Below are 26,605 nucleotides of genomic sequence, written 5' to 3' on the forward strand. Positions count from 1 at the left end.
CCCGGCAGGACAGACATGGATTACCGCAACCTAGACAAACGCAAGAGCATGCATGGGCGCATCGTGCAGGAGCTCGGCATGCAGATCGTGAGCGGCAAGCTCGCACCCGGCCAGCGCCTGCCCGCCGAGCCCACCTTGTGCGAGACCTATGGCGTGAGCCGTCCCGTGCTGCGCGAGGCCACGCGTGTGCTGGTGGCCAAGGGTCTCGTGGTGTCCAAGCCGCGCGTGGGCAGCGTGGTGCGCAAGCGCGAAGAGTGGCACATGCTCGACCCCGACGTGCTGTACTGGACCGTCAACAGCATTCCCGAAGGCGAGTTCTTCCGTTCGCTGATGGTGGTGCGGCAGATCATCGAGCCCGCGGCCGCCGCGCTCGCCGCCATTTCCGCCAGCGACCAGGACCTCGCACGCATTACCGCTGCCTATGCGCGCATGGAGCAGGCCAAAACGGCGGCCGATCTGCTCGAGCCCGATCTGGAGTTTCATCGCGCGATCATGGCGGCCACGCACAACGACATGCTCGCGTATATCGGCAACATGCTGTCGCTCGCGCTCACCGAGTCGATCAAGCTCACGAGCCGCCATCCGAATACGCATGCACTTTCGCTGCCCCGCCACAAGGCCATACTCACGGCAATCGAGAACCGCGACGCGCTGGCCGCAAGGCAAGCGAGCGTGGTGCAGCTCGACAACGCGCGCGCCGATGCCAATACCATTCTGGGCGGCGCGGCGCTGGAAACCTGAGCGCCGCATCGCAGACCCGGCCGCACAGCAGGCACCGCCCACGCGCCGCGCGCTCACACCGCCCGCCTGCTGCGGCGGAACTGGTCGAACAGCACGGCCAGCAGCAGGATGCCGCCGCGAATCAGGTACTGATAAAACGTGGGCACGTTCATGAGGCTCATGGCGTCCTGCACGGCGCCCATGATGAGCACGCCCACCAGCACGCCGGAAATCGTCGCCACGCCGCCCGTGAGCGAGACGCCGCCCAGCACGCACGCCGAAATCACGCCCAGTTCCAGCCCCACCGAAGTCTTCGGGTCGCCGAGGCTCATGCGCGAAGCCAGCATCACGCCCGCGAAACCCGTAACGAGCCCCTGCAGCACGAACACCGTGATCTTGATGCGCGTGACCGGCAGGCCCGCGAGCCGCGCCGCTTCGCCATTGCCGCCCACTGCAAGCACGTTCTTGCCGAACACGGTTTTCTTCAGCAGAAAGCCGAACACCGCGAAGCCGATGATGTTGCTCCAGATCGGGTACGAAATGCCGAGGAACGCGCCACCGCCCAGATCGAAGAAGCGCTCTTCGGAGATCATCACGGCGTCGCCGTTCGAGGTGAGGAAAGCAAGGCCGCGCACGGCTTCCATCATCGCTAGCGTGGCGATCAGCGAATTGATCTTGAAGCGCGCAATCAGCACGCCGTTCACGAGGCCCACGGCGCCGCCCGCGAGCACGCCCGCCGCGATGCCCAGCACCACGCTATGCGATTGCGTGATGACCGTGGAGGCCACCACGCCCGAGAACGCCACGATCGACGCCACGGAAAGATCGACCTCGCCCAATGCGAGCACGAACATCATGGTGACGGCGATCGAGCCGATCAGCGTCACGGAAAGCAGCAGACCCTGAATATTGCGGCTCGTGAGGAAGTCGGGCACCGTGGCGGAAAGCACCGCGAACAGCACCACGAACACCACCGCGATGCCCGACTTGTTGATCATGTCCCACGCGCGCGCACGCGAAGGCGTGATGGGCGCGGCGGCTTCGTTGACGGTTGGCGTGCCCTGTGGCTGCATGGCTTGACTCATCTCTGGTTTCTCTTCGGGGGTGTTTAGCGCGGCAGCGCCATCTTGATCAGTTCGTCGGGTGTGGCTTCGGCCTTCGGCACGCTGCCCACGATGCGCCCTTCGCGCATCACCACGATGCGGTCGGCCACGCCGATCACCTCGGCCAGGTCGCTCGACACCATGATGACCGCGCGCCCTGCTTCGGCGAGCTCGTAGAGCAGGTTGTAGATCTCGGCGCGCGCGCCCACGTCGATGCCGCGCGTGGGTTCGTCCATGAGGAACACTTCGATGCGCTCCGCAAGCCAGCGCGACAGAATCACCTTCTGCTGGTTGCCGCCCGAGAGCGTGCCGATAGCAGTTTCGCCGTTGCGCGTCTTGATCGCGAGTTTCTGGATGTAATCCTGCGCGAGCGCGCGCTCGCGTTTCGCGTCGAGCAGAAAGCGCGCGGGGCTGAAATGACGCCGCGCGCTGATGTTGAGGTTGTCCGCCACCGAGGCAATCGCAACGATGCCTTCCTGCTTGCGATCCTCGGGACACAGTGCGATGCCCGCGCGCACCGCGTCGCGCGGGCTAGCGAAGTTCACGCGCTCGCCGTCGAGTTCGACGTGGCCCGTGCTCGCGCGCGTGGCGCCGTAGAGCAGCTTCATGAGTTCGGAGCGGCCCGCGCCCACGAGCCCGAAGAAGCCGACGATCTCGCCGCGCCGCGCCGTGAACGACACCGGCTCGGCCAGCCCCGGTCCCATCAGCGCCTTCGCTTCGAGCAGCACCTCGCCCGCCGCTCGCGCGCGATAGCCGTAGACGTCCGCGATCGAGCGGCCCACCATCGCGGCAATCAGCCGGTTGCGGTCGAGATCGGCCACCGACTCGAAGGTCTCGATGCGCTTGCCGTCCCGGAACACCGTCACGCGGTCGCACAGCTCATAGACTTCGTCCATGCGGTGCGTGACGTAGATGATCGCGCGGCCGTCCGCGCGCAGCGCGTTGATGATGCGAAAGAGGTTCTCGGTTTCGCGCGCCGAGAGCGAGCTCGTGGGCTCGTCGAAGGCGATCACGCGTGCGTCGCGCATGAGCGCCTTGCCGATTTCGATCATCTGGCGCTGGCCGATGGAAAGGTTCTTCACCGGCGTGCGCGGGTCGATGCGTTCGCCGAGGCGCTGCAATTCCGCCATCGCGCGCTGCACGAGCGTGCGCTCGTCGAGCACGCCGAGGCGGTTGGGCAATTGCCCGAGCATCAGGTTGTCGGCCACGGTGAGCTCGGGCACGAGATGCAGTTCCTGATAGATGATGGCGACGCCCGCGTCGAGCGCTGCGCGCGTGGTCGCGAAGCGCTGCTCCACGCCATTCAGCCTCAGCGTGCCTTCCTGCGGCTGGTTCACGCCCGAGAGCACCTTGAGCAGCGTGGACTTGCCCGCGCCGTTCTCGCCCATCAAGCCGTGCACTTCGCCCGCGCGCACGGCCAGCGAAACGCGGTCGAGCGCGCGCACGCCCGGAAAGCTCACGGTGATGCCGTCGAGTTCCAGATACGCGCGCGGCTCCTGTTGCGCCTGCTGCCCCTGCTGCCCCTGTTGAACCGCTCGAATCATGGTTTCAGTCATTGCATGCCTGCCCTTGCTCTTGCCCTTGCGCGTGCCTTAAATGCCCAGATCGGTGCGCACGGCCTGCCAGTTATCGCGCGTCATCAGCTTGCCGGTGGTCTGCGTATCGGCGGGCGGCTGCTTGCCGTTGCGGATCCAGTCGACGAGGTTCTGCGCGCTGTCCTTGCCGTGGTTCGTCGAGCTCACGGCGATGGTCCCGTAGAAGCCCGTAGGCTGCTTTTTCTGGAACTCGGCGAACGCTTCGCCCGCGCCGTTGATACCCACGCCGATCACGTCCGCGGACGGCAGATGCAGCTGCTCGGTCGCGCGCACGGCTCCCAGCACGCTTTCCTCGTTGAGCGCAAACACCACCCACTTCTTGATGTTCGGATGCTGCGCGAGCACCGGCGAAGCCGCGTTGAAGCCGCCTTCGTCGTCAGTGGTTTTCTGCGGCGCGTCGAAGATGTTTTCCTTCTTGAAGCCGTTGGCGAGCAGCGTCTGCGTCGCGCCATCGGTGCGCAGCTTCGCGGTGGGCAATTCATAGTCTGTGATGCGCAGCGCGCCTACTTCCTCAGGCTTCCAGCCGCGCCGCTTCATCTCGTCCGAGATCGCCTGGCCCACCTGGTTGCCGATCTTGAACGCCGACATGCCCAGGTGCGGCACGTTCGCGAGCGGCTTGCCCGACGAATCGACCAACTGGTCGTCCACGGTCACGAACTTCATGTTGTAGCGCTTCGCGCGCGCCTGGATGGCCGGTCCGAGACGCACGTCGGGCGCACAGATCACGAAACCTTGCGCGCCCTGCGCGCCCAGGTTGTCGATGGCGGCCAGCACTTTCTCGCCGTCGGGCGTGCCGATATTGACGACCGAGAATTGCTCTTTCTGGCCGAGCGCCGTCGCAGCCTTCTGCTCGTTGATGAACCATGCCTGCTCGGGCATCTTCACGAGAAAGCCGATCTTGGTGGGCGCGTCGGCGTGCGCGGCCACGTTCATGCCGAGCGGCGCGATGCACATGGCCGCGAATACGGCGCGCAGGGTGAAGCGGCGAATCTTGCTGGTCATGCTGTTGTCTCCTCTGGTGTGTCTCTGGTTTCTCTGTTGCAACTCAATGCCCGAACGCTTCGACTTCGATATGCCGGCCGAGCAGAAACGCGTCGGCCACGAGCCGCAGCGGACGCACATCCACGTCTTGCGCGCCGTGCGCAATGAGCCAGTGAAAGCGCTCGTAAAGCGCTGCGTACTCGCGCTGCGCATCCAGTTCGACCGGCTCGCCGGCGATGACGAGGCGCTTGCCGCCTTCGGCGATGGAGAGCAGGCCGTCGGTGGTTTCCACGTCGATTTCCCATTGCTCGACGGGACCATGCCGCCAGTCGAATTCGGCGCGCACCGGCACGCCATCGGTATCGATGCAATCGAGTTCCGCGGCGATGGGCGTTGCGCAATCGCTGGGCACATGGAGCGTCGCGCCGCGCAGCAGCACCTCGCGCGGCAGGATGCGCGTAACGATGGAAAGCGCGTTGATGCCCGGATCGAACACGCCGAGGCCGCCCGGTTCCCAGATCCATTGCTGGCCCGGATGCCAGCGCCGCACGTCCTCTTTCCAGCGCACGTGCACCGCGCGAATCGTTCGGTTCAAGATCCACGCGCGCGCCGGCTCGACGGCGCTCGCGCAGCGCGAATGCCACGTGGCGAACAGCGTGCGGTTATGCTGGCGCGCCAGTTCGCGCAGCGCCTCCACTTCACTCACGCTCGCGCCGGGCGGCTTTTCGAGCATCACGTGCTTGCCCGCCTCGAGCGCCGCGCGCGCCTGCGCATAACGCACCTGCGGAGGCGTGCAGAGCGAGACCGCGTCGAGCCCGGATTCGGCGGCCAGCAGCGCGTCGATATCGGAGTAGTTGCGCACGTTCTCGATCTGCGCATTGCGGCTCGCGCCCGCCACGAGCTCGAAGCCGGGGTTGCCCGCGATGGCAGGCAAATGCTGGTCGCGCGCGATCTTGCCCACGCCTGCGATGGCCAACGTATATGACGCGTTCATAAAGACCTTCTTGTCGAAATCACCCATGCCATTGATCTGCATGCCGAATCAATCATTTTCCCCAGCGCAGCACGAGCGGATCGAGCCGGCGCGCAATGGCGATCAATTCCGCGCGCGTTTCCGGATGCATCGCCGGCAGCGGGTGACGCGGCAGCTCGCAGGCGATCACGCCGCCCTCCTTCATGAGCGCCTTGCAGGCGAGCAAGCCCGCCTGGCGGTTCTCGTGATTGATCAGCGGTAGCCACTTCTGGTAGAGCGAGAAGGCGTCATCGAGGCGGCCTTCGCGGTGCGCCACGATGATCGGGCGGATGCCATCGGGGAAACCGCCGCCCGTCATCGCGCCGGTTGCGCCCGCGTGCAGGTCGGCCAGCAGCGTGATGCCCTCCTCTCCGTCCCACGGCCCCTCGACCGCGTCGCCGCCGAGACCAATCAGCTCGCGCAGCTTGTTTGCCGCGCCCGGCGTCTCGATCTTGAAGTACGCAACCTGCTCGATCTCGCGCGCCATGCGTGCGAGCAACGCCGCGGACAGCACCGTGCCGCTCGCAGGCGCGTCCTGGATCATGATCGGAATGTCGATGGCGTCCGACACGCGCGCATAGAACTCGTAAATCTGCTGCTCGGGCACACGAAAGGTCGCGCCGTGGTACGGCGGCATCACCATGACCATTGCCGCGCCCAGCTCCTGCGCGTGCCTGCTGCGCGCCGCGCACGCGATCGTGCCGTAGTGCGTGGTCGTCACGATCACGGGCACGCGGCCGGCCACGTGTTCGAGCACGGTGCGCGTGACCCGCTCGCGCTCCTCGTCGGTGACCGAGAACTGCTCGGAAAAGTTCGCGAGGATGCACAGGCCGTCCGAACCCGCGTCGATCATGAAGTCGACCGCGCGCTTCTGGCTGTCCAGATCTAGTTCGCCGGTCTCGGTGAAGGTGGTCGGCACGACGGGAAAGATGCCCGTGTAGCGTGGCGTACGGGGCGTACGGCTCGTAGTCATGTCGTCTGTCCTGCTTCGATTCGTCATCCTGTCTCCCTGATTCTTTTACCGCTGTGCGCGTTCTTGTTGCGTCGTTGTCCGGTTGGGCGGCGCAGTTCAGGCCGCTTCGGGCTTGCCCGCGAAACGCCGTTTCACGTGCAGCGGATTCGCGTCGCGCAACGCGTCGGGCAACCAGCCATCAGCGAAATTCTGGTAGCAGACCGGGCGCACGAAACGCTCGATCGCCGCCGTGCCCACCGAGGTGCTGCGCCCGTCCGAGGTGGACGGGAACGGGCCGCCGTGCACCATCGCGTCGCAGACCTCGACGCCGGTCGGGAAGCCGTTGGCCAGCACGCGGCCCGCCTTGCGCTCGATGAGCGGCAAGAGTGCGCGCACGAGATCGCCATCGGCGGCGTGCGCGTGCAGCGTGATCGTCAACTGGCCTTCGATATGGCGCAGCACGGCGCGCAATTCGGCTTCGTCCGCGCATTCGACCAGCACGCTGCTCGGGCCGAACACCTCCTCGCCGAGCGCGGCGTCCGCGATCAGGTCGCTCGCGCTCACGCGCAGCAGGGCCGCTTGCGCGCGGCCGGGCGCGGCCGCGCCGCGTGCGAGCGTCGTGACCTTCGGATGCTCGATCAGACGGCCAATGCCGTGCTCGTAGGCGCGCAGGATGCCCGGCGTGAGCATCACGCCCGCCGGCGCCGCGCTGAACTCGCGCGCGGCGTTCGCGGCGAAAGCGTCGAAGTCCGCGCCCGCAAGGCCCAGTATCAGGCCGGGGTTGGTGCAGAACTGGCCGCAGCCGAGCGTTGCCGATGCCGCGAATTCACGCGCCAGCGTCTCGCCGCGCGCGGCGAGCGCGCCCGGCAGCAGCAGGTTCGGATTCACACTGCTCATTTCGGCGTAGACGGGAATCGGCTCGGCGCGAGCCGCAGCCAGCTTCACGAGGGCAAGGCCGCCCGCGCGCGAACCGGTGAAGCCGGCCGCGCGAATCGCCGGATGCTGGACCAGCGCGCTGCCGACTTCATGGCCCGCGTCGAACAGCAGCGAGAACACGCCTTCGGGCATGCCCACCGCCGCGACCGCCTGCTGGATCGCGCGGCCGACGAGTTCCGAGGTGCCCGGATGCGCCGGATGCGCCTTCACGACCACGGGGCAGCCGGCGGCAAGCGCCGACGCCGTGTCGCCACCCGCCACCGAAAACGCCAGCGGGAAATTGCTCGCGCCGAACACCGCGACCGGACCCACGCCGACGCGCCAGAAGCGCAGGTCAGTGCGTGGCGGCTGACGTTCGGGCAGCGCGGGTTCGATGCGCACGTCGAGCGCGTCGCCGCTGCGCACGAGCGTAGCGAACATGCGCAGTTGATTGGCTGTGCGCGCACGCTCGCCTTCGAGGCGCGCGCGCGGCAGGCCGGTTTCGGCCATCGCGCGTTCGATGAGTTGATCGCCGAGCGCTTCGATGCGCGCCGCGCAATCGTCGAGGAATTGCGCGCGCTTGTCGGCGGACAGCGTGCGATATGTGTCGAACGCCGCGTCCGCCAGTGCGCAGGCCTTTTCGACATCGCCTTGCAGCGCGCCGTGGAAAACCGGTTGTGCGATGGGCGTGTTGCTCGCGGCGTCGGTCGCCTGGAACGCCGCGCCTTCGCCGCGCTTCGCGAGCGCGCCGATCAGCAGGTCGCCGGTGAGCGTCGTCGTCATGATGGCAGTCCTTGCGCGTGCGTCAGTGCGAGTGGCGCGGCACGGCGGCGCCGCGCTTGCCCACGAGAAAGTCGAGGTCGCAGCCTTCGTCGGCCTGCAGCACGTGATCGACGTAAAGCCGCGCATAGCCGCCCCGGCCCAGTTGTTCCGCCACGCCGGGCGCGGCAGCCGGATCGACGTCACCCAGGCGGCGTTTCAGCTCCTCGTCGCTGATGTCCAGATGCAGGCGGCCCGCCTCGCAGTCGAGCTCGATCCAGTCGCCGTTGCGCACCGCCGCCAGCGGCCCGCCCGCCGCCGCCTCGGGCGCCACGTGCAGCACCACCGTGCCGTAAGCCGTGCCGCTCATGCGCGCGTCCGAGATGCGCACCATGTCCTTCACACCCTCGCGCAGGAGCTTGGGCGGCAGGCCCATGTTGCCGACCTCGGCCATGCCGGGATAGCCGCGCGGCCCGCAGTTCTTCATCACCAGTACGGAATCCTTATCGACGTCGAGCGACTCATCGGCGATCGTGGCCTTGTAGTGGTCGAAGTTCTCGAACACCACCGCGCGCCCGCGATGCTTGAGCAATTCGGGCGTGGCCGCCGAGGGCTTGAGCACCGCGCCGCGCGGCGCGAGATTGCCGCGCAGGATGCAGATGCCGCCGTCGTCGATCAACGGCTTGTCGAGCGGGCGGATCACCTCGTCGTTGAAGTTGGGCGCCTCGCGCACGTTGTCCCACAGCGATTTGCCGTTGACCGTGAGCGCGTCCGGATGCGGCAGCAGATTCGCTTCGCCGAGCCGCCTCAGCACCGCCGGCAAGCCGCCCGCGTAATAGAACTCTTCCATCAGGAAGCGGCCCGAAGGCTGCAGATCGACGATGGTGGGCGTATTGCGGCCAATGCGCATCCAGTCCTCGAGTTCCAGCGGCACGCCAATGCGTCCCGCAATCGCCTTCAGGTGGATCACGGCATTGGTCGAGCCGCCAATCGCCGCGTTGGCGCGAATCGCGTTCTCGAACGCCTCGCGCGTGAGCACCTTCGAGAGCTTCAGGTCTTCGAGCGCCATCTGCACGATGCGCATGCCCGACATGTGCGCGAGCACGTAGCGGCGCGCGTCCACGGCCGGAATGGCGGCATTGTGCGGCAGAGAGACGCCCAGCGCCTCGGCCATGCAGGCCATCGTCGAGGCCGTGCCCATGGTGTTGCAGGTGCCCGCCGAGCGCGACATGCCCGCCTCGGCAGAAAGGAAATGATGCAGATCGATCTCGCCCGCCTTGAGCGATTCGTGCAACCGCCACACCGCCGTACCCGAGCCAATGTCCTTGCCTTCGAGCTTGCCGTTGAGCATCGGCCCGCCGGTTACGACGATCGCCGGCACATCGCAGCTTGCCGCGCCCATCAGCAGCGCCGGCGTGGTCTTGTCGCAGCCGCACAGCAGCACGACCGCATCGATGGGATTGCCGCGAATGGCTTCTTCCACGTCCATCGACGCAAGATTGCGCGTGAGCATGGCCGAAGGGCGCAGGTTCGATTCGCCGTTCGAAAAGACCGGAAACTCCACCGGAAAGCCGCCCGCCTCGTAGATGCCGCGCTTCACGTGTTCGGCGAGCTTGCGAAAGTGCGCGTTGCACGGCGTAAGCTCGGACCACGTATTGCAAATGCCGATGATCGGGCGGCCATCGAATTCGTGGTCGGGAATGCCCTGGTTCTTCATCCAGCTCCGATACATGAAGCCATTCTTGTCAGTGGTGCCGAACCACTGTTGCGAGCGCAGTTTGGGTTTTGTTGCCGACATCGTCCGGTCCGAGTGAATGAAACATTGGACATAGCTTAGATAGAACTCTGATAACCTTCTAATGAAATATCGGATGTTTTCGATATCGATTTCGGCATTGGTATAAACACTGAATACTATTTGGGACGGCAGGCAAACATGCTCGATTCGAGCCCCTGGTATGTGCGCACGCGGCTCAAGACGCGTCAGTTGCTGCTGGTCGTCGCGCTTGCGGAAGAAGGCAATATCCATCGCGCGGCGGCGGCGCTGAACATGACGCAGCCCGCGGCGTCGAAGCTGCTGCGCGAACTGGAGGAGATGCTGGGCGCGGTGCTGTTCGAGCGCCTGCCGCGCGGCATGCGGCCCACGCTTTACGGCGACGCGCTGATCCGCCATGCGCGCGCGGTGCTGGGCAGCCTCGACCAGGCCCAGGAGGAACTCTCGGCGCTCAAGGCGGGGCGGCTCGGCCATGTCGCCGTGGGCGCGATCACCTCGCCGGGCGTGCGCGTGCTGCCCGCCGCCGTGGCGGCGGTCAAGCGCGCGCATGCGAATATGCGCGTTTCGGTGGAAATCGACGCAAGCAACGCGCTGCTCGAACATCTCGCGCAGGACAAACTCGATGTCGTGCTCGGGCGGCTTTCCGCCGAACACGACAAGCTTCAGCTACGCTACGAGCCGCTCACGGGCGAGCCGGTGTGCGCCGTGGTGCGGCCGGGGCATCCGCTGCTGGAGGCGGCGCATTCGCCGTTGCATGAGGAAACGCCGGATGAAGCGCAAGCGCGGGCGAAAACCCGCGCGCCGCTCACGCTCGCCGACGTGGCGCGCGCCACCTGGGTCGTGCCGCCTGTGGGCAGCGTATTGCGCCATCGCTTCGAATTGATGTTCCAGCGCGCGAGCCTCGCGCCGCCCTCGAACGTGGTGGAAACGCCCGCGCTGCTTTTCATCACGCGCGTGCTCGAGCAAAGCGACATGATCGCCGTGCTCACCGAGGACGTGGCGCGCTACTACGCAACGCACGGCATGGTCGCGGTGCTGCCGCTGCCGATGGATTGCCAGATGGACGACTTCGGCATCATCACGCGCGCCGATCGCCTGCTCTCGCCCGCGGCGCAGATCATGATCGACGTGTTGCGCGAGGTGAGCGCGGACATTTATGACGTGCGCGGCCCGGCGTAATGCCGGCCCTGCATCTGCGCCGCATCGAACAGGAGAACGGATATGCAAGACCCGAAGACGGCCACCCCCGATTCCAGCGCCATCCGCGTCGCGCTCTGGCGCGCGCTGCACCTGGAAGTCGATGCCGAACCGCACGTGCTCGACGATGCGATCGGCATGCAACTCGCCGCTCCGGCCCCGGACTGGCGCAATCGCCCAGACATGCACCCGCAAGGCACGCGCGGCTATCGCGCGTCCATCGTCGGCCGTGCCCGCTTTATCGAGGATCTCGTGGCCGCGCAGGCCGATGCGGGCGTGGGGCAGTATGCGATTCTGGGCGCGGGCCTGGACACGTTCGCGCAGCGCCGGCCGGAGATTGCGTCACGGCTCCATATGTACGAAGTGGATCAGCCCGGCACGCAGGCGTGGAAGCGGCAGCGCCTGGGCGAGCTTGGCTATCGCGAAGCGGCGTGGCTGCGTTTCGTGCCGGTGGATTTCGAGGCGGGCGAGTCGTGGTGGGCACGGCTCGCACGCGCGGGGTTCGATGCGAAGGCGCGCGCCATCGTGGCGTCCACGGGCGTGTCGATGTACCTCACGCGCGAGGCGAATCTCGCCACGCTGCACCAGATCGCGCAGCTCGCGCGGGGATCGACGCTCGCCATGACCTTCACGCTGCCGCTCGATCTCGTCGATCCCGCGGAGCGCGCGCAGCACGAGGCCGTTTATGAACGGGCCCGCGCGGCGGGCACGCCATTTCTCAGCTTCTTTCGCCCCGAGGAAATGCTCGCGCTCGCGCAAGAGGCGGGGTTTTCGAAGGCCGAGCATGTGAGCACCGCCGATATCGTCGCGCGATATTTCGCAGGACGTAGCGATGGCTTGAGGCCTTCCACGGGGGAGTCGTTTTTGATCGCGACGGTTTAGGGCCGAGCCCGAAACGCTCACGCGCAGGCCGTCAAAGCTGCGGCCAATCCGCTTGAGCATTTCCTCGGCGAAATACACGGTGCCGAACCGGTCGCTTCGGGGCGAATCAGCGAGCCGCCGAATGAGAGTCCCTTGCCCGTGAACACGCAATCGGCGCGGTTGGACAGTTTCTTCATCATGCCCGCCATGAAGCCGACCTCGCGGCCGCCCACGCCGATGTCGCCAGCCGGCACGTCGGTGTCGCTGCCGACATGGCGGAACAGTTCGCTCACGAACGCCTGGCAGAAGCGCATGACTTCTCCGGGGCTCTTGCCCTTCGGATCGAAATCGGAGCCGCCCTTGCCGCCACCCATGGGCAGGGTCGTCAGCGCATTCTTGAAGGTCTGCTCGAACGCGAGGAACTTGAGAATCGAAAGATTGACCGAGTGATGAAAGCGCAGACCGCCCTTATAAGGACCAATGGCCGAGCTGTGCTGAATGCGATAGCCGCGATTGACCTGGACGTCGCCATGATCGTCGACCCACGACACGCGGAACATCACCGTGCGCTCCGGCTCGACCAGACGGTCGAGCAAGCCGTGCTCGGCATATTTGCGATGCTCCGAGATATGTGGCCACAGACTTTCCATCACCTCCGTGACCGCTTGCAGGAACTCCGGTTGACCCGGATTGCGCTCGGCGGTGGCGCCCAAAAAGTCTTCAAGTGATTGATATTTCATTTCAAACGCCCATCGAGGATGCGGGTTCTGTGCGAGACAAGCATTTTGCACCGGTTGGCACGGTGGAATGTAATATAAATGAAATGCGCAGTAATGCACTCGACAGATCGCACGAAATCGGTCCGGCTGCTAGAAATGCGCGCGAGCGGGCGTATTTGCCCTAATTGCCCGGATTTGCCCGGCTATGCCGAAATGCGCATAGGATGCGTCGCGAAAGTTCAAGACGGGGCGATATTGGCTTCCTATAGTCGCTTTCGGCATTTCGCCACGCGTTCCCCATTCGCAGCGGTTCGATCGATACTACAAAGGAAACAACATGCGTTTTGCGAAGACTTTCACCCCTGTCGCCGTTGCAGTTGGAGCACTTCTCGCTGTTGCACCGCTCGCCTCTCATGCGGAGACCGTCGTCAAGATCGGCTTTGCGGCGCCGCTCACCGGACCTAACGCCAGTTACGGCAAGGACCTGGAGAACGGCGTCAAGATGGCGCTCGACGACGCCAAGGCACAAGGCGTGAAGATCAATGGCCAGCCCGTCTCGTTCCAGTTGGTAGCCGAGGACGACCAGGCCGACCCGCGCGTCGGCGTGCAAGTCGCCCAAAAGCTCGTGGACGAAGGCGTTTCCGTGGTCGTCGGCCACTTCAACTCGGGCACGACCATCCCTGCGTCCGATCTCTACGAAAAGGCGAACCTGCCCGTTATCGATCCGGCCGCCACCAACCCGGTGATCAGCGGCCGTGGCTACAAGAACGTCTTCATGGTGATCTCGAGCGACGCGCAAAACGCCGGCACCGCGGGCGCCTATGCGGTCACGACGACGAAAGCCAAGCGCATTGCCGTGATCGACGACCGCACGGCATTCGGCCAGGGCGAAGCCGATGAATTCGTGAAAGCGGTCAAGGCGCACGGCGGCGACATCATCGACCGCGAGTACACGACCAATCAGGCAACCGACTTCAAGACCCAGCTCACGACCATCAAGAGCAAGAACCCCGATCTGATTTTTGTGGGGGCGCTCAATCCGCAAGCGGCCGGCATCATGAAGCAGATGGCGCAGCTCGGCATCAAGGCGCAGTACGTGGGCGGCGGCGGCGTGAAGGACGTCGACTTCATCAAGCTCGCGGGCGACGTGTCCGAAGGCGCGATGGCTTGGGAATACGGCCGTCCGCTCGACAGCACGCCGGTGGGATCGAAATTCGCCGAGCGCTTCAAGCAGAAGTTCGGCGTGGAAGTGCTCTCGTACGCGCCGTTCGGCTATGACGCGGCGTGGGCCGCCATCAAGGCGATGCAGGCAGCCAACTCGACGAAGCCTGCCGACTATCGCGCGAAGCTGCAAAGCATCAACTTCGACGGCATCACCGGCCAGATCGAGTTCAACGCGAACGGCTCGCTCAAGACCGGCTCCTCCACCGTCTATCAGGTGAAGAACCGCCAGTGGGTGACGGTCAAGACGGTTAGCGGCCTCTGATCGTTCACGCGAACCCGCCGGGAATGTCCGCTTTCCGGCGGGGCCTGGACGATTGCCCGCGATGCTCCGGGTTCGACTGTGGCTGCCGATATAATTGGCAAGCCATTCAACGAGGACATCGCATGAAATCACTGATTGCCGTACTGGCCACCGCCACCATCGCGTCGACGGCGTTCGCCGCCAACGCCATCGACAAGCTGCCTTCGGGCGTCGTAGTCGAACACATCAAGCAAGGCACCGGCGCGCAGCCGACCGCCAGCGACGTCGTGCGCGTGAGCTATCGCGGCACGCTCGCCAACGGCACCGAATTCGACAGCTCCGACAAGCACGGCGGCCCAGCCGAGTTCCCGCTTGGCCGGGTGATTCCGTGCTGGACGCAGGGCTTGCAGAAAATGAAGGTGGGCGGCAAAGCCAAGCTGACCTGCCCGGCGGCAACGGCTTATGGCGATCGCGGCGTCGGCCCGATTCCGCCGAACAGCGACCTCACGTTCGAAGTCGAACTGATCGGCATCGGCAAGTAATGGAATGCAAAAAAGCGCGTCACCACGAGCGATTTACGTGATGACGCGCTTTTGCTAAACGCCGAACTCAATAAACACCCGGCATGCCCGGCGGACGATTCTTGAAGCGGCGGTGCACCCAGTAATACTGCTCGGGAAACTTGCGGATCTGCGTTTCAAGAAATTCGTTGGTTCGACACGCATCGAGCGTATCGCTCTCCGAAGGAAAATCGGCGAACGGCTCAAACACGGTAAGCTTGTATCCGCGGTAATCGGGCAGCACTTCGGTCACGAACGGCACGACGCGGGCACGGGCAATCCGGGCAAGACGCGAAACCGAAGTGAGCGTGCACGCGGGCACGCCAAAAAACGGCACAAAAACCGAGTTGTGGATGCCGTGGTCCATGTCCGCGGCCAGCATGACCGGAATGCCTGAACGCAGCAGTCCGATGATCTTCTTGGCGCTGGTCGAACGCTCGACCATCTCGGCGCCGAATCTGCCGCGTTGCCGCCTGGCCAGTTCCCCCAGACGCTCATTCGACATGCGCGTATAGAGTGAAGCGGCCGGCGATCGCGTGGAATAGAGAATGCAGCCGACTTCAATGCTGACGAAGTGAAAGCCCAAAAAGATCGTGGGCGGCGCATCCTTATCCTCCAGATCGATTTGGCTTTCGATTTGAACCAGCTTCCGTATCGCCTCCTCGCTGCCGAACCATTGAACGCCTCGTTCGACATAGCTTCGGATCACGTGGCGAAAATGCTTTCTCGCAAGTTGGTCGTACTCGGCGTCGGACTTGCCCGGAAAGCATAAACGCAGGTTGACATGAACAATATGCTTCCGGGAGCTTGGCAGTGCGTATAAAAGCGTGCCGAGCGCGCTGCCAAGTCGCGCGACCACGCCATAAGGAAGCATTGAAAAGAGGCGCAATAGCGCCACCATGGCAAAAAAACCTAGTCGCTCCAAGTGAGTCTCCTGCTTGCGAAAGTCATCCATTACCTTTCGAAAAGGCAACGAAATTTCCAGACAAGCGATGTTTTCTAAATGAGATGCCGTGGGGAGGCAAGGAGCAGAACGTTCTGAATCGCGCTACCGTCGCGTTGATCGCGCTTGTGTCGCGACCATTTGCGACAAGTATCGCATGCGCCACTTTGCGACAGGCGAGTGTTATGGACGGTATAGGGTTTTTACCAAGTGAGTCCCATTGCGGGAATCACCGCAAACAAGCGCTAGCTCAGTTCGCAAGAACCCAGCATATTTCCGGACCGATCGACTAGCTGCGCGATGAACAAAGATTGCTATCAATGATAGCCAGCGGGAGCGGTGCAAGCGCCCTCAATGCGCGTCGAAGCCGCCCATGTCTTCGTATTCGAAATGCGTCGGCTCGACACGGCCGAGCGCATCGAGCAGCGAGTGCCCCGCCATCGTGAGCGAAGGCAGCCGTTGGCCTTCGGCGCGCTGTTCGAGCGCGACGAGCTGGCGTTCGAGCAGGATGTCGAGTTCGTGGCGGTTCATGTCGATCTGCTCCGGCGCGTGGCGGATCAGCATCAGCGTTGCAAACTCGTGAGGGCTCAGCACGTGGTGTCTCCGGGCAATGCCGCAACCAGAGGGGGTAGGGCCGCATATCCTGGCATCCCAATGTGACGCCCCCATGACTGTCACGCCCCCGCATTCGCCTGCTTGTGCGCGAGCTCCTTCGGCTGGGCAGCGAGCGCCACGCCGCACTCCTCCACGAGATCGCGCAGCGTGGCAGTGAGGTGCGTAGCGGCATCGTCGGCGATGCTCGGCCCCTCTTCGCGGCGCACCGCCCGCACGCCCACGACGATCGGCAAGGCCGGAGCGCGCTCGCGCACGCGGCGCACGAGGTTGCGCAAGTACGGCGGCGACTCGGCGGCGTCGAGCGACGCCACGCAGACCACCCGCGTCGATTGCATCAAGTGCGCCGCTTGCGCGGATTGCGTCGATGGCATCGCGTGCATCGACTGCAAGGTTTGCAGGTCCATCATCCCCGTGCGCGTGGCGCGCACTTCGTCGTATGTCGTCGCGAGGCACGGAATCCCCGCGCGCGCGAGCAATTGGCACACGATCGCCACCACCACTTCGTCGAAGGCGCCGCGCCCCGGCACGCACAGCACCGCGCGGCCGTCCGCGGGAATCTCCGGCGGCGCGTCGTCTTCGTTGCCCGAAGCGTGGCGCGAATCGTTCACCGACTCCAGCACTTCCACGATGTCGAGCAGCGCCTGATTGATGCGCGCAAGCTGCTCGGCGGGCAGCACGCCGCGCAGCACGTCGTTGCGCGCGAAGCGCAGGCCCTCGAACACCACCCGCTCGTAATAGTCGATGAGCGGCATCTCCGTGAGCAGGCGGTCGGCCTGCAGCAGCGCCTCGTGCGGGTCGTCGGCGAGCAGGCGCTGGTAGCAGGTCTGCGCGGGCGTGAGCGCGGGCTGGTCGCCGAGCAGGATGGTCAGGAAGTTCAGGCGGTCCACGTAGCGGCCCAGCGTGACGATGCACAACGTGAGCGGCGTGGAGAGCACGAGCCCGACCGGGCCCCAGAGCCACGCCCAGAAGATCGCCGCCACCACCACCGCGAGCGGCGACAGGCCCGCGCGGCGGCCGTAGAGCATCGGCTCGGCGAACTGCCCCGCCACCACGTCGACGACGATGAAGAAGATCAGCGTCGAGACTGCCATGGTCCACTGCGGCTGGATGGCCGCGCCCAGCAGCGTCGCAAGGATCGCGGCGATCCAGATGCCGATGTAAGGCACGAAGCGCAGCAGCGCCGAGAGCGCCCCGAACATCAGCGCGCCCGGCACGCCGATGCCCGCGAGCCCGATGGCGATCACGCCGCCCACCGACACGTTCACGCCCAGTTGCGTGACGAAGTAGCGCGAGAGCCGCTCGGAGGCGTCGTTGATAGCCGTGGTGGTGCGATGCAGATCGTTGGAGCCGAACACGCTGATGAAGCGATCGCGCAGGTCCTCGCGCTGCAGCAGGATGAAGATCGTCACCACCAGCACGATGAAGGCGGTCTCGAGCGGCGCGATGGCCGGCGCGAAGGCTTTGCGCACCAGTTGCATCGGCGTGGGCGCGGGCGTGTGGACCTCGACCTGCATCGGCGGCTGCGGCTGGTTGCGCGCGGCGCGCCCGCGCGGCGGCGGCGGCGCGGGCGGCGGCGTGGGCGTGATGCGCTGGAGCTCGGCGGCGGCGCGCGTCATCAGCGAGTCGGCGCGGCCAATGGTCTTTTCCTGCACCGTTTCCGCCTTCTCCATGATGGCTTCCTGGTACTGCGGCAAGGAGGCCGCGAGCTGCACGACCTGCGTGGCGATCAGCGCGCCCACGCCCGCCAGCGCCAGCACCGTGGCGAGCACCGCGATCAGGATCGCGATGAACTGCGGGATGTGCAGCCGGCGCAGCGCGGTCACGAGCGGTGCGAGCAGAAAGCTCAGCAGCACCGAAAGCGTGATCGGCACGAGCATCGCGCGCCCGAAGTAGAGGCCGCACACCACCACCACGCCCGTGACGAGCGCGGCGAGCGTGTGCAGCGTGGGCGTGCTCGACGCGAAGACGCGGTTGCGGTGGCCGTGCGGCTGTCCCGACGGCCCCGATGGTCCATTCAGCGGTTCGGAATAAGGCCTCTCGGGCGGGCTCTGGAAATTCATGGCGAAGCGTTGGCTGGTCGGGGAGTCGGGTGAGACGCGCAACAGGCGCGCCTGAGTTCAGGGTAGTGCGTGCAGCGTGCGTCAGGCGGCGCGCAGGCGAGAAATAAGCCTGAAAACGGCAAACGGGCGAGAAGCGTAACCCAGGCGCGCCCTGGATAAAAGGGTTCGAAAGTGCGCGCGCCGGGATCAGTGCCTGGCCGCCTCCAGCTCCTGATTACGCGAGGTGAGGAACTGGATCAGCCCATCCACGCCCGATTGCTGGATCTTCTCGTTGAACTGCACGCGGTAGGTCTGGATCAGCCAGGCGCCCAGCACGTTCAGGTCGTAGAGTCGCCAGCCCTCGGGGGTCTTGTACAAACGGTAGTCGATCTCCACGGGATTGCTGCTTGTCTGCGCGAGCGTGCGCACGACCACGTCGGTGTCGCCGGGCGCGTTGCGCATCGGCGGGTATTCGATCTGCTGATCGGGCTTGAGCTGCGCGAGCGCGCCAGCGTAAAGATGGATCAGCAGCAGCTGGAACTGCTTGGCGACCTGTTGCTGCTGCGCGGGCGTGGCGGTGCGCCAGTGCCTGCCCATCGCGAGTTGCGTGGTGCGATGGAAGTCGACATAAGGAAGGATGTCCCGGTCGACGATGTCGCGAATGCGCGCAATGTCGTCCGGCGCGATGGCCTTCGTTCGCACTTCGTCCAGCACCTGCTGCGTGGCCGTCTTGATGAGCGCCTGCGGGTCCGACTGATCGACGACGCCCTGCGCGAACGCGCTCGCGCCAATTACCAGCGACGCCATGAACCACGCGAGCACCGCGCTCAGGAAAAAGAGCTTCTTCATGCGTTTGTTGTCCGTGTCGATCGGTGGAATGCGGTGCCGCCGTGCCGGGCCGCCGGCTTGACCGCCCCTGCAAAGGGTTGGCCCGCCAGCGTAACCGAACGCGGCGCAGCGCGCCGCCACCGCGACGCAGGGTTACAAATGCAGTGGTTTTGTTACACCGGAGTTCCCAGATGCGCGCCGCCATCAGCCCACGGGCGATCAAACCCCAAATGACAACTATCAGCGTCAATACGTCGCGGGATATATCACGTTGCGATACAATCGCGATCTCAAAAAATCGCGGGCGGCCCGGCCGGGACGCCGCTTTATCCCTTTCGCTTCGTCCCCTTTACCGCTATCTCGACCGTGTCACGCTTCAGAATTCTTCGCTGGCTCACGCGCTTCGCCCCGGCCCCCGTTACCCTGCGCTGGCGCGAGCGCCTGCGTTCGAGCGGCGGCGCGCTGGTGGGCATAGCCGTCACGGGCGCCGTTTCGCACTACCTGCTCGGCAACGCCTCGACCATTCCGTATCTGATCGCTCCGATGGGCGCCTCGGCGGTGCTGCTGTTCGGCGTGCCCGCGAGTCCGCTCGCGCAGCCGTGGTCGATCATCGGGGGCAATCTGGTTTCGGCTACTGTGGGCGTGACCTGCGCGATGTTCATCCACGATCCCGTGGAGGCCGCCGCCGTCGCCATCGCCGCGGCGGTCTGCGCGATGTTCACGCTGCGCTGCGTGCACCCGCCTTCGGGCGCCGTGGCGCTCACCGCCGTGCTCGGCGGCCCTGCCGTGCATGCGCTCGGCTATGAGTTCGTGTTCGAGCCGGTGGCGCTGCAATCATTCACGCTGCTCATTTCCGCGCTCGTCTATCACACGGCCACCGGCCACCGCTATCCCCACGCGGTGCGCCCGGCCAGGACCGCCCAGCCCGCGACCGCGCCGGGTGGCTTCTCGCGCGCCGACCTCGAAGCCGTGCTGCGCGACCGCGACGAGCTGCTCGACATCGACACCGACGACCTCGAGTCGCTGCTGCGCGAAACGGAGATTCGCGCCTATGCGCGCAGCTTCGGCGAGCTCAATTGCGCCGATGTCATGACGCGCGACGTCGTCAGCATCACGCCGGCGACAACCGTAGGCGAAGCGCGCACGCTGCTCAAGCGTCACGACATCAAGGCGCTGCCGGTGGTGGATGAAAAGCGCCACGTAAAGGGCATCGTCACGCGCGCCGACCTCGCCGAAGAAGGCCTCGGCCGCCACCCGCTGCGCGCGCTGCTGCATTCGCTCCGAAGCGGCATCGCCGCGCATCCCGCCGACGGCGTGCGCGTGAGCACGATCATGAGCACGCACGTTCGCACTATTGCGAGCGAAACCCCCATCGTGCAGCTGCTCGGCATTTTCGCGGGGCGCGGCCACCACCACGTGCCCGTGGTGGACGGCGAGCGCCGCCTCGTAGGCATCGTCACGCAGGCGGACCTGATTTCGGGCCTGTACCGGCAGGCTCAGCCGCTGCAAGGCCAGAGCGCCTGAACCTCATGCATTCCTGAACATATCGCGGGTCGCGCGTGGCGCAACCGCGTCGGGAAGGTCTCGGCCAAACATATCATGTTGTGATATATTCGCATTTCGAATCGCACCCATTTGAATTCCCAATGAAGAACCATACGCGCGGCCTGACGAAGACCGATTTCGAGCAATTGTCCGAGTTCCGCTACCAGATGCGCCGCTTCGAGCGCTTCTCGGAACAGGCCGCCCAGGGCGAGGGCATCACGCCGCTGCAATATTTGCTGCTGCTGCACGTGAAGGGCTATCCGGGCCGCGAGTGGGCGACCATCGGCGAGATTGCCGAGCGTCTTCAGGCGCAGCATCACGGCGTGGTGGCGCTCGTCTCGCGCTGCGAGGCGCTCAACCTGGTCGAGCGGCGCGTGAGCGAGCGCGATCGCCGCCAGGTGGAAGTGCATCTGCTCGACGGCGGCGAAAAGCTGCTCGCGCGCCTCGCCGAACTCCATCGTGCGGAACTGCAATCGCTCGACGGCACCTTCACCATTCCGCAAATCGATCTCTGACGACCATGCATCTCGACGACTCCTACAAGCGCGACTTCTCGGCCAACGCGCGCCTGCCCGGCATCAGCGCGCTGGCCGCCGTCATTGGCGCGCTGGCCACGCTCGCCGCGTTCGTGCTTCTGAGCCTCATCCACTGGTTCACGAACCTGTTCTTCTATGGCCGCTTCTCGTTCGAGGATCACTCGCCCGCGCTGAACACGCTCGGCGCGTGGGTCATTCTCGTGCCGGCGGCCGGGGGGCTGATCGTCGGGATGATGGCGCGCTTCGGCTCCGACAAGATCCGCGGCCACGGCATTCCGGAAGCCATCGAGGCGATTTTGTTCGGCAAGAGCAAGATGTCGCCGAAGGTGGCCATCCTCAAGCCGCTCTCCTCGGGCATCGTGATCGGCAGCGGCGGGCCGTTCGGTGCGGAAGGCCCGATCATCATGACGGGCGGCGCGATCGGCTCGCTGCTCGCGCAGTGCGTGCGGCTCACCTCCGCCGAGCGCAAGACGCTGCTCGTCGCCGGCGCCGCCGCGGGCATGACGGCCGTGTTCGGCACGCCGGTGGCCGCCGTGCTGCTGGCGGTCGAGCTGCTGCTGTTCGAATGGCGCCCGCGCAGCTTTCTGCCGGTCGCGCTCGCCTGCGCCGTGGCGGGCTTTGCGCGCGCTGCATTCTTCGGCACCGAGCCGCTTTTCGCGATGCAAACCCCCACGCCGCACGCGCTCGCGCTGTTTTCGTGCGTGATCGCGGGCCTGCTCTCGGGTGCGCTCGCTTCCGGGCTTTCGGCGGCGCTCTACAAGGTCGAGGACCTGTTCGCGCACCTGCCGCTGCATTGGTCCTGGTGGCCCGCGATCGGCGGCCTCGTGGTGGGCATCGGCGGCTTCATCGAGCCGCGCGCGCTGGGCGTGGGCTACGACGTGATCGGCGACCTGCTCCATCAGCACATCATCTTGCAGGTGGCCATCGCCATCCTCGTGGTGAAGGCAGTGATCTGGGTCGTGGCGCTCGGCTCGGGCACCTCGGGCGGCGTGCTCGCCCCGCTGCTCATGCTGGGCGCGGGCCTTGGCTGCGTGCTGAGCCACGTGCTGCCCGGCAGCGACCCCGCACTCTGGCCGCTCGTGTGCATGGCGGCCACGCTTGGCGCCACGCTCGGCGCGCCGCTCACGGCCATCGTGTTCGCCTTCGGCCTCACCCACGACACCAACGCGCTGCTGCCGCTGCTCACGGCCACGCTGGTCGCGCACGGCTTCGCCACGGTCGTCATGAAGCGCTCGATCATGACCGAGAAGATCGCGCGGCGCGGCTATCACATCTATCGCGAGTACGGCGTCGATCCGCTCGAGCGCCATCACGTGGACGAAGTGATGACGCGCAACGTCGAAACCATCGACGCCGGCGTGAGCGTGCGCGATGCGCTATCGCAATACTTCGGCCCCGACCAGAAGCGCCGCGCCTGGCCTGTGGTGCGTGACGGCGCCGTGCTTGGCATGGTGGACCGCGCGATTCTGGAGACGGTGCGCGCGAGCGGCGCCAACGAGGCGCTCGATCAGCCGCTCGGCGCGCTGCTTGCGCTGCGCGCGCCCGATGTGGCGGTGCCTGAGGAGACTTGTCGCCGGATCGCCGCGCGTCTTGCCGTGCATGGGCTCGAGCGGCTGCCGGTAGTGTCCGATCGCCGGTCGATGCAACTCATCGGCATTGTGTCGAGCGCCGACCTCGTGAAGGTCTCGCTTTCGCACTTCGAGGAAGAGACCAAGAGGGAGCGCTTCCGGCGCATCCCCATCGGCAACAGCAAGCGGCGTTTTCCGCCGGTTCGGAAAGCGAGCTGAGACACGGAACTCGTGGATTTCGATGCGCGCCGGTTATGCCGGCGCGTTTTTTAGCCATTCGCAGACTTCCGGGGCAGGGCTCTGTTCGACTCGAATCAACCCCTCATATCTCTTGAAAGTCGACGCTCGCGGAGCCGGTTGTCACCCATGCCCGACCCAGGACCGAGCATCCAAAACCCGACTCAATACGGTACCAACGATGGTTGCCTTTCGGCGACAGCGTGCGATAGAGCTGGGGCGGATTCAGATGCGCCTGCTCGGCCACGGCCTGAACTCCGCCAAATGCCTGCGCCATCTGGCGCAGCACGATCAGCAGCTCGGCCTGGTCGCCATCGGCCAAGATGTCATTGATAACCTGGGTGCCCGCAGGCAGTGAAACTTCTTTGTCACAGATACTGCGACGCGCGTACGTGTGAACCTTCAATACGGTCGGCATTGGACCACTCTCCATGTGGAATGCCATCGATTCCACCACGCTGACTGTTTGGAGTTGCATGGCAGGGTTGACTGTTAGTTTCAAATCTTGAGACGAAGACCATGGCTTCCGCGTCTTCCCACTGCGCCAGTTGAGTGCTGCCGCAATCCCAGCCACGCACTGCTGCGGTGCATCACACCATCTTCCCGTCCGGTTTCGCACGCGACCCGCCCCATTCGCGTGCGCCGCAACAACTGGCACATACCTTGCTGGAATGCTGCATGTCCTGCTTCGCCGCACTGCGCCCAAGCAGCCACCTCATGCCGCCGACCACTGAAACACCATGCTGCGCGTCCTGCTCGTAACCGACACCGACAAGCCCATCGGCGATCTGCGCCAGGCGCTCGCGCGGCTCGGCTACGAAATGCTCGCCGAGCCCGCGACGCCGCAGGCGCTGCATCGCGCCGTCGAGCGCGAGCGGCCCGACGTGATCATCATCGACACCGAATCGCCTTCGCGCGACACGCTCGAACAGCTCGCCGTGATGAACGCCACGGCGCCGCGACCCGTGCTGATGTTCAGCAACGATGCCAACCAGCAGCTGATTCGCTCGGCCGTGCATGCGGGCGTGACGGCGTATCTCGTCGAAGGGCTCGCGGGCGAACGCATCGCACCGATTCTCGAAGTCGCGCTGGCGCGCTTTGCGCAAGAGGCGCAACTGCGCGAGCGGCTCACCCATGCCGAGAACGAACTGGCCGAGCGCAAGCTGATCGACCGCGCGAAGCGCATCGTGATGGAGCAGCAGAAGCTGTCCGAGCCCGCCGCCTACGCAACGTTGCGAAAGCGCGCCATGGACCAGAGCCTGAAGCTGGCCGAGGTTGCCCGCCAGATCGTCGCGGCAAGCGGGCCGCAGGAGCGGCGCAAATGAACGCGCCGGCCCACGAATGAGGATGAACGAAGCGCACATCATGAACACCACCACCCCGCACGCCGCGCCGGAAAAGACGCACCTGAAGATAGGCTACGTGCCGCTCGCCGACGCCGCGCCGCTTGTCGCCGCGAAATTGCTCGAGTTCGGCCACGCGCACGGCCTCACGCTGGCGCTTTCGCGCCAGCCGTCCTGGGCCGCGCTGCGCGACAAACTGCTGACCGGCGAACTCGACGCCGCGCATACGCTCTACGGTCTCGCGTACGGGGTGCAGCTTGGCATTGGCGGGCCCCGCCAGGATATGGCCGTGCTGATGGTGCTCAACCGCAACGGCCAGGCGATCACGCTGTCGAACCGTCTCGCCGACGCTCTCGCCGAACACGGCACACTGCGCCGCGCGCTCGCGACGCTCGAGCGCAAGCCCGTGTTCGCACAGACCTTCCCGACCGGCACGCACGCGATGTGGCTCAATTACTGGCTCGCCGCGCAGGGCGTGCATCCGCTGCGCGATATCGACAGCGTGGTGATTCCACCGCCCCAGATGGTCGCCGCGCTCACCGAAGAGCGGCTCGACGGCTTTTGCGCTGGCGAGCCGTGGCCCGCGCTCGCGCAGCAGCACGGCGTGGGGCGCACGGTCATCCGCAGCGGCGAAATCTGGCCCGATCATCCCGAAAAAGTGCTGGCGTGCCGGCGCGATTTCGTCGTGCGCTATCCGAATACGGCGCGCGCGCTCGTGCAGACGATGCTGGAAGCATGCCGATGGCTCGACGGCGCGGGACATCGGCAGGAAATCGCTCAATGGCTGGCGCGGCCGGACATGCTCGGCGTGGATCCGGCGTTGATTGCGGGGCAGCTCGAAGGTATCGGTACTTTCGACCCGGTGCGCATGAAATTCTTCGAGGACGGCGCGGTGAACAATCCGTTGGAGTCCGAAGGAATCTGGTTCATGACGCAGTTCGAGCGCTGGGGAATGATGGCGCGGCGCGACGACTATCGGGAGATTGCGCGAGCGGTGAATCAAACCGCGTTGTATCGCGAGGCGGCGCGGGCGATGGACGTTTCGGTGATTGACGCGTCGAGCAAGCCGGTTTTCGTCGACGGAAGGGTTTGGGATGGCGCGGATGCTGGGGGCTACGTGGAGGGGTTTGGGGTGAGAGCTTGAGTGGATGCGGCGCTCATGATGAGCGCCTGGCGCTTGATCGCGTTCGTTATTCGTTGCGAGCGAAACTTCGGGCGCGACTGGATGTGCGGATCAGCTTGCTCTTGCTCGCCCCGCCCCTCCGTCATGAAATCCGGTCCGAATTTCGCGAATTTCTTGAGCATGCCACCCAACGACCGGCGCACAGGGCGGATGCGGATTTCATCGCCCACGCGCTCGATCTCGGCCCGCGAGGGAGATTCCATCCGCAAGCGCACGATTTACTTCACCACCACCTGCGTATGCCCCACGACCGGCGGCTTCTCGAAGTACGGTCCCACGAGGCCGCGCCACGCCTGGAAATCGGCGGATTCACGGAAGTGGACCATATGGTCTTCCAGCGTGTCCCATTGCACGACGAGCACGTACTGGTTCGGCTCCTCCACGCTGCGCTGCAGTTCCACGGCGGTGCAGCCGCGCGCGCGGTGGAATAGCGGCAAGGCCTGCGCCACGGCTGCTTCGAATTCGGCGTTCTTGCCGGCCTGCACGGAGATGTGCGCCATTTCGTAGACCACGTTCTGCTCCTTTCTCTTCGCTTTTTTCGTCATTCATGAATGCGCGCGCAGTTGCGGCGCGGGCCTAACGTTACCACGCCGGCGCGTTCAATCACGCAGCCCGTCGATTGATGACAGCTTCACGACATCATGCGCACGACTTCCTGCTCCGAAGGGCAGACCTGGTTACGTTGCGCGGCGATCGGCCCGGGCAGTTTTTTCTTGTCGGCGGCCACGTTGGTGTAGTACCGGAGCTCGGTGATGCTCGTCCCACCTTTGCTCGACTGCGGCTGCGGCGACCACAGCGCGACCCAGTAATGGCCGTTGGCGTCGTACATGACCGTCGATTTCGTATCGCACGCGATGCCACGCACGAAAGCGCTGACCACCGTCACGCCCGGCATGCCCGCAGCAGCGCTGCCCTCGCCCACGGAACCGGCGGTCGCCACCAGCGCGTCGTAGTCGCTGCCTAGTCGAGTCGTCATGTTTTGTCTGAAAGAGGTTTTCTGGATCGCTGCAAGTGACTGTCTCTTCGCTTCGCCTCGGCGATATGACAATCCCTAACGATTGGACGTCAGCAAACGGTGAGCAATCATCAGTCGCACTTCATGAGAGTCAGATAAACTCCGACGAATTTCAAGATGCGTCACCGCAAGACCCGGAT

24 protein-coding genes and 2 pseudogenes are annotated in these 26,605 nt (G+C 65.3%); 10 read left to right on the forward strand and 16 right to left on the reverse strand.

The window, feature by feature from the left end; genetic code table 11:
• Nucleotides 1–15 precede the first annotated feature (15 nt).
• Entirely contained in the window at nt 16–741 is a 726-nt protein-coding gene (locus P5W99_RS34185; protein WP_421028230.1) for a FadR/GntR family transcriptional regulator, read from the forward strand.
• Nucleotides 742–794: 53 nt separating this feature from the next.
• On the opposite strand, the gene araH is transcribed toward P5W99_RS34185, so the two are convergent.
• The 7 genes from araH to P5W99_RS34220 all read right to left on the reverse strand — a co-directional run bounded on the left by araH (nt 795) and on the right by P5W99_RS34220 (nt 9,835).
• Nucleotides 795–1,805, reverse strand: coding sequence for an L-arabinose ABC transporter permease AraH (araH, locus tag P5W99_RS34190; RefSeq protein ID WP_421028231.1), 1,011 nt, complete (start codon nt 1,803–1,805; stop codon nt 795–797).
• Between the two features lie 23 nt (nt 1,806–1,828).
• Complete coding sequence (gene araG / locus P5W99_RS34195) at nt 1,829–3,367, reverse strand: L-arabinose ABC transporter ATP-binding protein AraG (protein WP_421028232.1); 1,539 nt, start codon at nt 3,365–3,367, stop codon at nt 1,829–1,831.
• Nucleotides 3,368–3,415: 48 nt separating this feature from the next.
• Nucleotides 3,416–4,420 (reverse strand): arabinose ABC transporter substrate-binding protein, encoded by a 1,005-nt coding sequence (locus P5W99_RS34200; protein WP_421028233.1) that lies wholly within the window; start codon nt 4,418–4,420, stop codon nt 3,416–3,418.
• Between the two features lie 43 nt (nt 4,421–4,463).
• Entirely contained in the window at nt 4,464–5,393 is a 930-nt protein-coding gene (locus tag P5W99_RS34205) for a Gfo/Idh/MocA family protein (RefSeq protein ID WP_434666633.1), read from the reverse strand.
• A gap of 52 nt (nt 5,394–5,445) precedes the next feature.
• Nucleotides 5,446–6,384, reverse strand: a complete 939-nt coding sequence (locus tag P5W99_RS34210) for a dihydrodipicolinate synthase family protein (protein ID WP_421028234.1) — start codon at nt 6,382–6,384, stop codon at nt 5,446–5,448.
• Nucleotides 6,385–6,480: 96 nt separating this feature from the next.
• A complete protein-coding gene (locus tag P5W99_RS34215; RefSeq protein ID WP_421028235.1) occupies nt 6,481–8,061 on the reverse strand; it encodes an aldehyde dehydrogenase (NADP(+)) in 1,581 nt (526 codons plus the stop codon).
• A gap of 22 nt (nt 8,062–8,083) precedes the next feature.
• On the reverse strand, nt 8,084–9,835 hold the full coding sequence (locus tag P5W99_RS34220) for an IlvD/Edd family dehydratase (RefSeq protein WP_421028236.1): 1,752 nt from the start codon (nt 9,833–9,835) through the stop codon (nt 8,084–8,086).
• A 138-nt stretch (nt 9,836–9,973) separates the two neighbouring features.
• Here P5W99_RS34220 and P5W99_RS34225 point away from each other — a divergent pair, with 138 nt between their 5' ends.
• Nucleotides 9,974–10,990 carry a LysR substrate-binding domain-containing protein gene (locus tag P5W99_RS34225; protein WP_421028237.1) on the forward strand — a complete coding sequence of 339 codons (1,017 nt, stop codon included), beginning with the start codon at nt 9,974–9,976 and terminating at the stop codon, nt 10,988–10,990.
• A gap of 42 nt (nt 10,991–11,032) precedes the next feature.
• A complete protein-coding gene (locus P5W99_RS34230) occupies nt 11,033–11,890 on the forward strand; it encodes a class I SAM-dependent methyltransferase (RefSeq protein ID WP_421028238.1) in 858 nt (285 codons plus the stop codon).
• 3 nt (nt 11,891–11,893) lie between these two features.
• On the opposite strand, the pseudogene P5W99_RS34235 reads toward P5W99_RS34230, so the two are convergent.
• Nucleotides 11,894–12,609: pseudogene (locus P5W99_RS34235) on the reverse strand (Glu/Leu/Phe/Val dehydrogenase dimerization domain-containing protein); the annotation flags it as partial.
• 316 nt (nt 12,610–12,925) lie between these two features.
• On the opposite strand from P5W99_RS34235, the gene P5W99_RS34240 reads away from it, so the two are divergent.
• Nucleotides 12,926–14,074 (forward strand): branched-chain amino acid ABC transporter substrate-binding protein, encoded by a 1,149-nt coding sequence (locus P5W99_RS34240; RefSeq protein WP_434665756.1) that lies wholly within the window; start codon nt 12,926–12,928, stop codon nt 14,072–14,074.
• Between the two features lie 122 nt (nt 14,075–14,196).
• On the forward strand, nt 14,197–14,595 hold the full coding sequence (locus P5W99_RS34245; protein ID WP_421028240.1) for an FKBP-type peptidyl-prolyl cis-trans isomerase: 399 nt from the start codon (nt 14,197–14,199) through the stop codon (nt 14,593–14,595).
• Nucleotides 14,596–14,662: 67 nt separating this feature from the next.
• Here the strand turns inward: P5W99_RS34245 and P5W99_RS34250 are convergent, their stop codons facing one another.
• From P5W99_RS34250 to P5W99_RS34265, 4 genes are all read right to left on the reverse strand, one after another.
• Nucleotides 14,663–15,568 carry a lipid A biosynthesis lauroyl acyltransferase gene (locus P5W99_RS34250; protein WP_421028241.1) on the reverse strand — a complete coding sequence of 302 codons (906 nt, stop codon included), beginning with the start codon at nt 15,566–15,568 and terminating at the stop codon, nt 14,663–14,665.
• Between the two features lie 339 nt (nt 15,569–15,907).
• On the reverse strand, nt 15,908–16,150 hold the full coding sequence (locus P5W99_RS34255) for a hypothetical protein (RefSeq protein ID WP_421028242.1): 243 nt from the start codon (nt 16,148–16,150) through the stop codon (nt 15,908–15,910).
• Nucleotides 16,151–16,230: 80 nt separating this feature from the next.
• Nucleotides 16,231–18,231: an AI-2E family transporter gene (locus tag P5W99_RS34260; RefSeq protein WP_421042776.1), complete on the reverse strand. Its 2,001-nt coding sequence runs from the start codon at nt 18,229–18,231 to the stop codon at nt 16,231–16,233.
• A 186-nt stretch (nt 18,232–18,417) separates the two neighbouring features.
• The gene (locus tag P5W99_RS34265; RefSeq protein WP_421028243.1) at nt 18,418–19,059 is read right to left on the reverse strand and encodes an MlaC/ttg2D family ABC transporter substrate-binding protein; all 642 of its coding nucleotides are present in this window, start codon (nt 19,057–19,059) and stop codon (nt 18,418–18,420) included.
• A gap of 345 nt (nt 19,060–19,404) precedes the next feature.
• Between P5W99_RS34265 and P5W99_RS34270 the strand changes: the two genes are divergently transcribed.
• The 3 genes from P5W99_RS34270 to P5W99_RS34280 all read left to right on the forward strand — a co-directional run bounded on the left by P5W99_RS34270 (nt 19,405) and on the right by P5W99_RS34280 (nt 22,906).
• The gene (locus P5W99_RS34270) at nt 19,405–20,562 is read left to right on the forward strand and encodes an HPP family protein (RefSeq protein WP_421028244.1); all 1,158 of its coding nucleotides are present in this window, start codon (nt 19,405–19,407) and stop codon (nt 20,560–20,562) included.
• 122 nt (nt 20,563–20,684) lie between these two features.
• Complete coding sequence (locus P5W99_RS34275) at nt 20,685–21,098, forward strand: MarR family winged helix-turn-helix transcriptional regulator (RefSeq protein WP_421028245.1); 414 nt, start codon at nt 20,685–20,687, stop codon at nt 21,096–21,098.
• A 5-nt stretch (nt 21,099–21,103) separates the two neighbouring features.
• Nucleotides 21,104–22,906, forward strand: a complete 1,803-nt coding sequence (locus P5W99_RS34280) for a chloride channel protein (RefSeq protein WP_421028246.1) — start codon at nt 21,104–21,106, stop codon at nt 22,904–22,906.
• A 103-nt stretch (nt 22,907–23,009) separates the two neighbouring features.
• On the opposite strand, the gene P5W99_RS34285 is transcribed toward P5W99_RS34280, so the two are convergent.
• A complete protein-coding gene (locus tag P5W99_RS34285) occupies nt 23,010–23,342 on the reverse strand; it encodes a DNA-binding protein (RefSeq protein WP_421028247.1) in 333 nt (110 codons plus the stop codon).
• A gap of 322 nt (nt 23,343–23,664) precedes the next feature.
• Here P5W99_RS34285 and P5W99_RS34290 point away from each other — a divergent pair, with 322 nt between their 5' ends.
• Both P5W99_RS34290 and P5W99_RS34295 read left to right on the forward strand, forming a co-directional pair.
• Nucleotides 23,665–24,249: an ANTAR domain-containing response regulator gene (locus tag P5W99_RS34290; protein WP_421028248.1), complete on the forward strand. Its 585-nt coding sequence runs from the start codon at nt 23,665–23,667 to the stop codon at nt 24,247–24,249.
• A gap of 22 nt (nt 24,250–24,271) precedes the next feature.
• Nucleotides 24,272–25,411, forward strand: coding sequence for a CmpA/NrtA family ABC transporter substrate-binding protein (locus P5W99_RS34295; protein ID WP_421028249.1), 1,140 nt, complete (start codon nt 24,272–24,274; stop codon nt 25,409–25,411).
• A gap of 89 nt (nt 25,412–25,500) precedes the next feature.
• Here P5W99_RS34295 and P5W99_RS34300 read toward each other — a convergent pair.
• The 3 genes and pseudogenes from P5W99_RS34300 to P5W99_RS34310 form a co-directional block, all read right to left on the reverse strand.
• Nucleotides 25,501–25,632 (reverse strand): annotated as a pseudogene (locus P5W99_RS34300) (AbrB family transcriptional regulator); the annotation flags it as partial.
• 36 nt (nt 25,633–25,668) lie between these two features.
• Nucleotides 25,669–25,950 (reverse strand): antibiotic biosynthesis monooxygenase family protein, encoded by a 282-nt coding sequence (locus P5W99_RS34305; protein ID WP_421028763.1) that lies wholly within the window; start codon nt 25,948–25,950, stop codon nt 25,669–25,671.
• Nucleotides 25,951–26,081: 131 nt separating this feature from the next.
• Nucleotides 26,082–26,426, reverse strand: a complete 345-nt coding sequence (locus P5W99_RS34310) for a hypothetical protein (RefSeq protein WP_421028250.1) — start codon at nt 26,424–26,426, stop codon at nt 26,082–26,084.
• Nucleotides 26,427–26,605: the final 179 nt, after the last annotated feature.

Origin of the sequence: Paraburkholderia sp. A3BS-1L, assembly GCF_051125215.1 — a bacterium.
GTDB lineage: Bacteria > Pseudomonadota > Gammaproteobacteria > Burkholderiales > Burkholderiaceae > Paraburkholderia.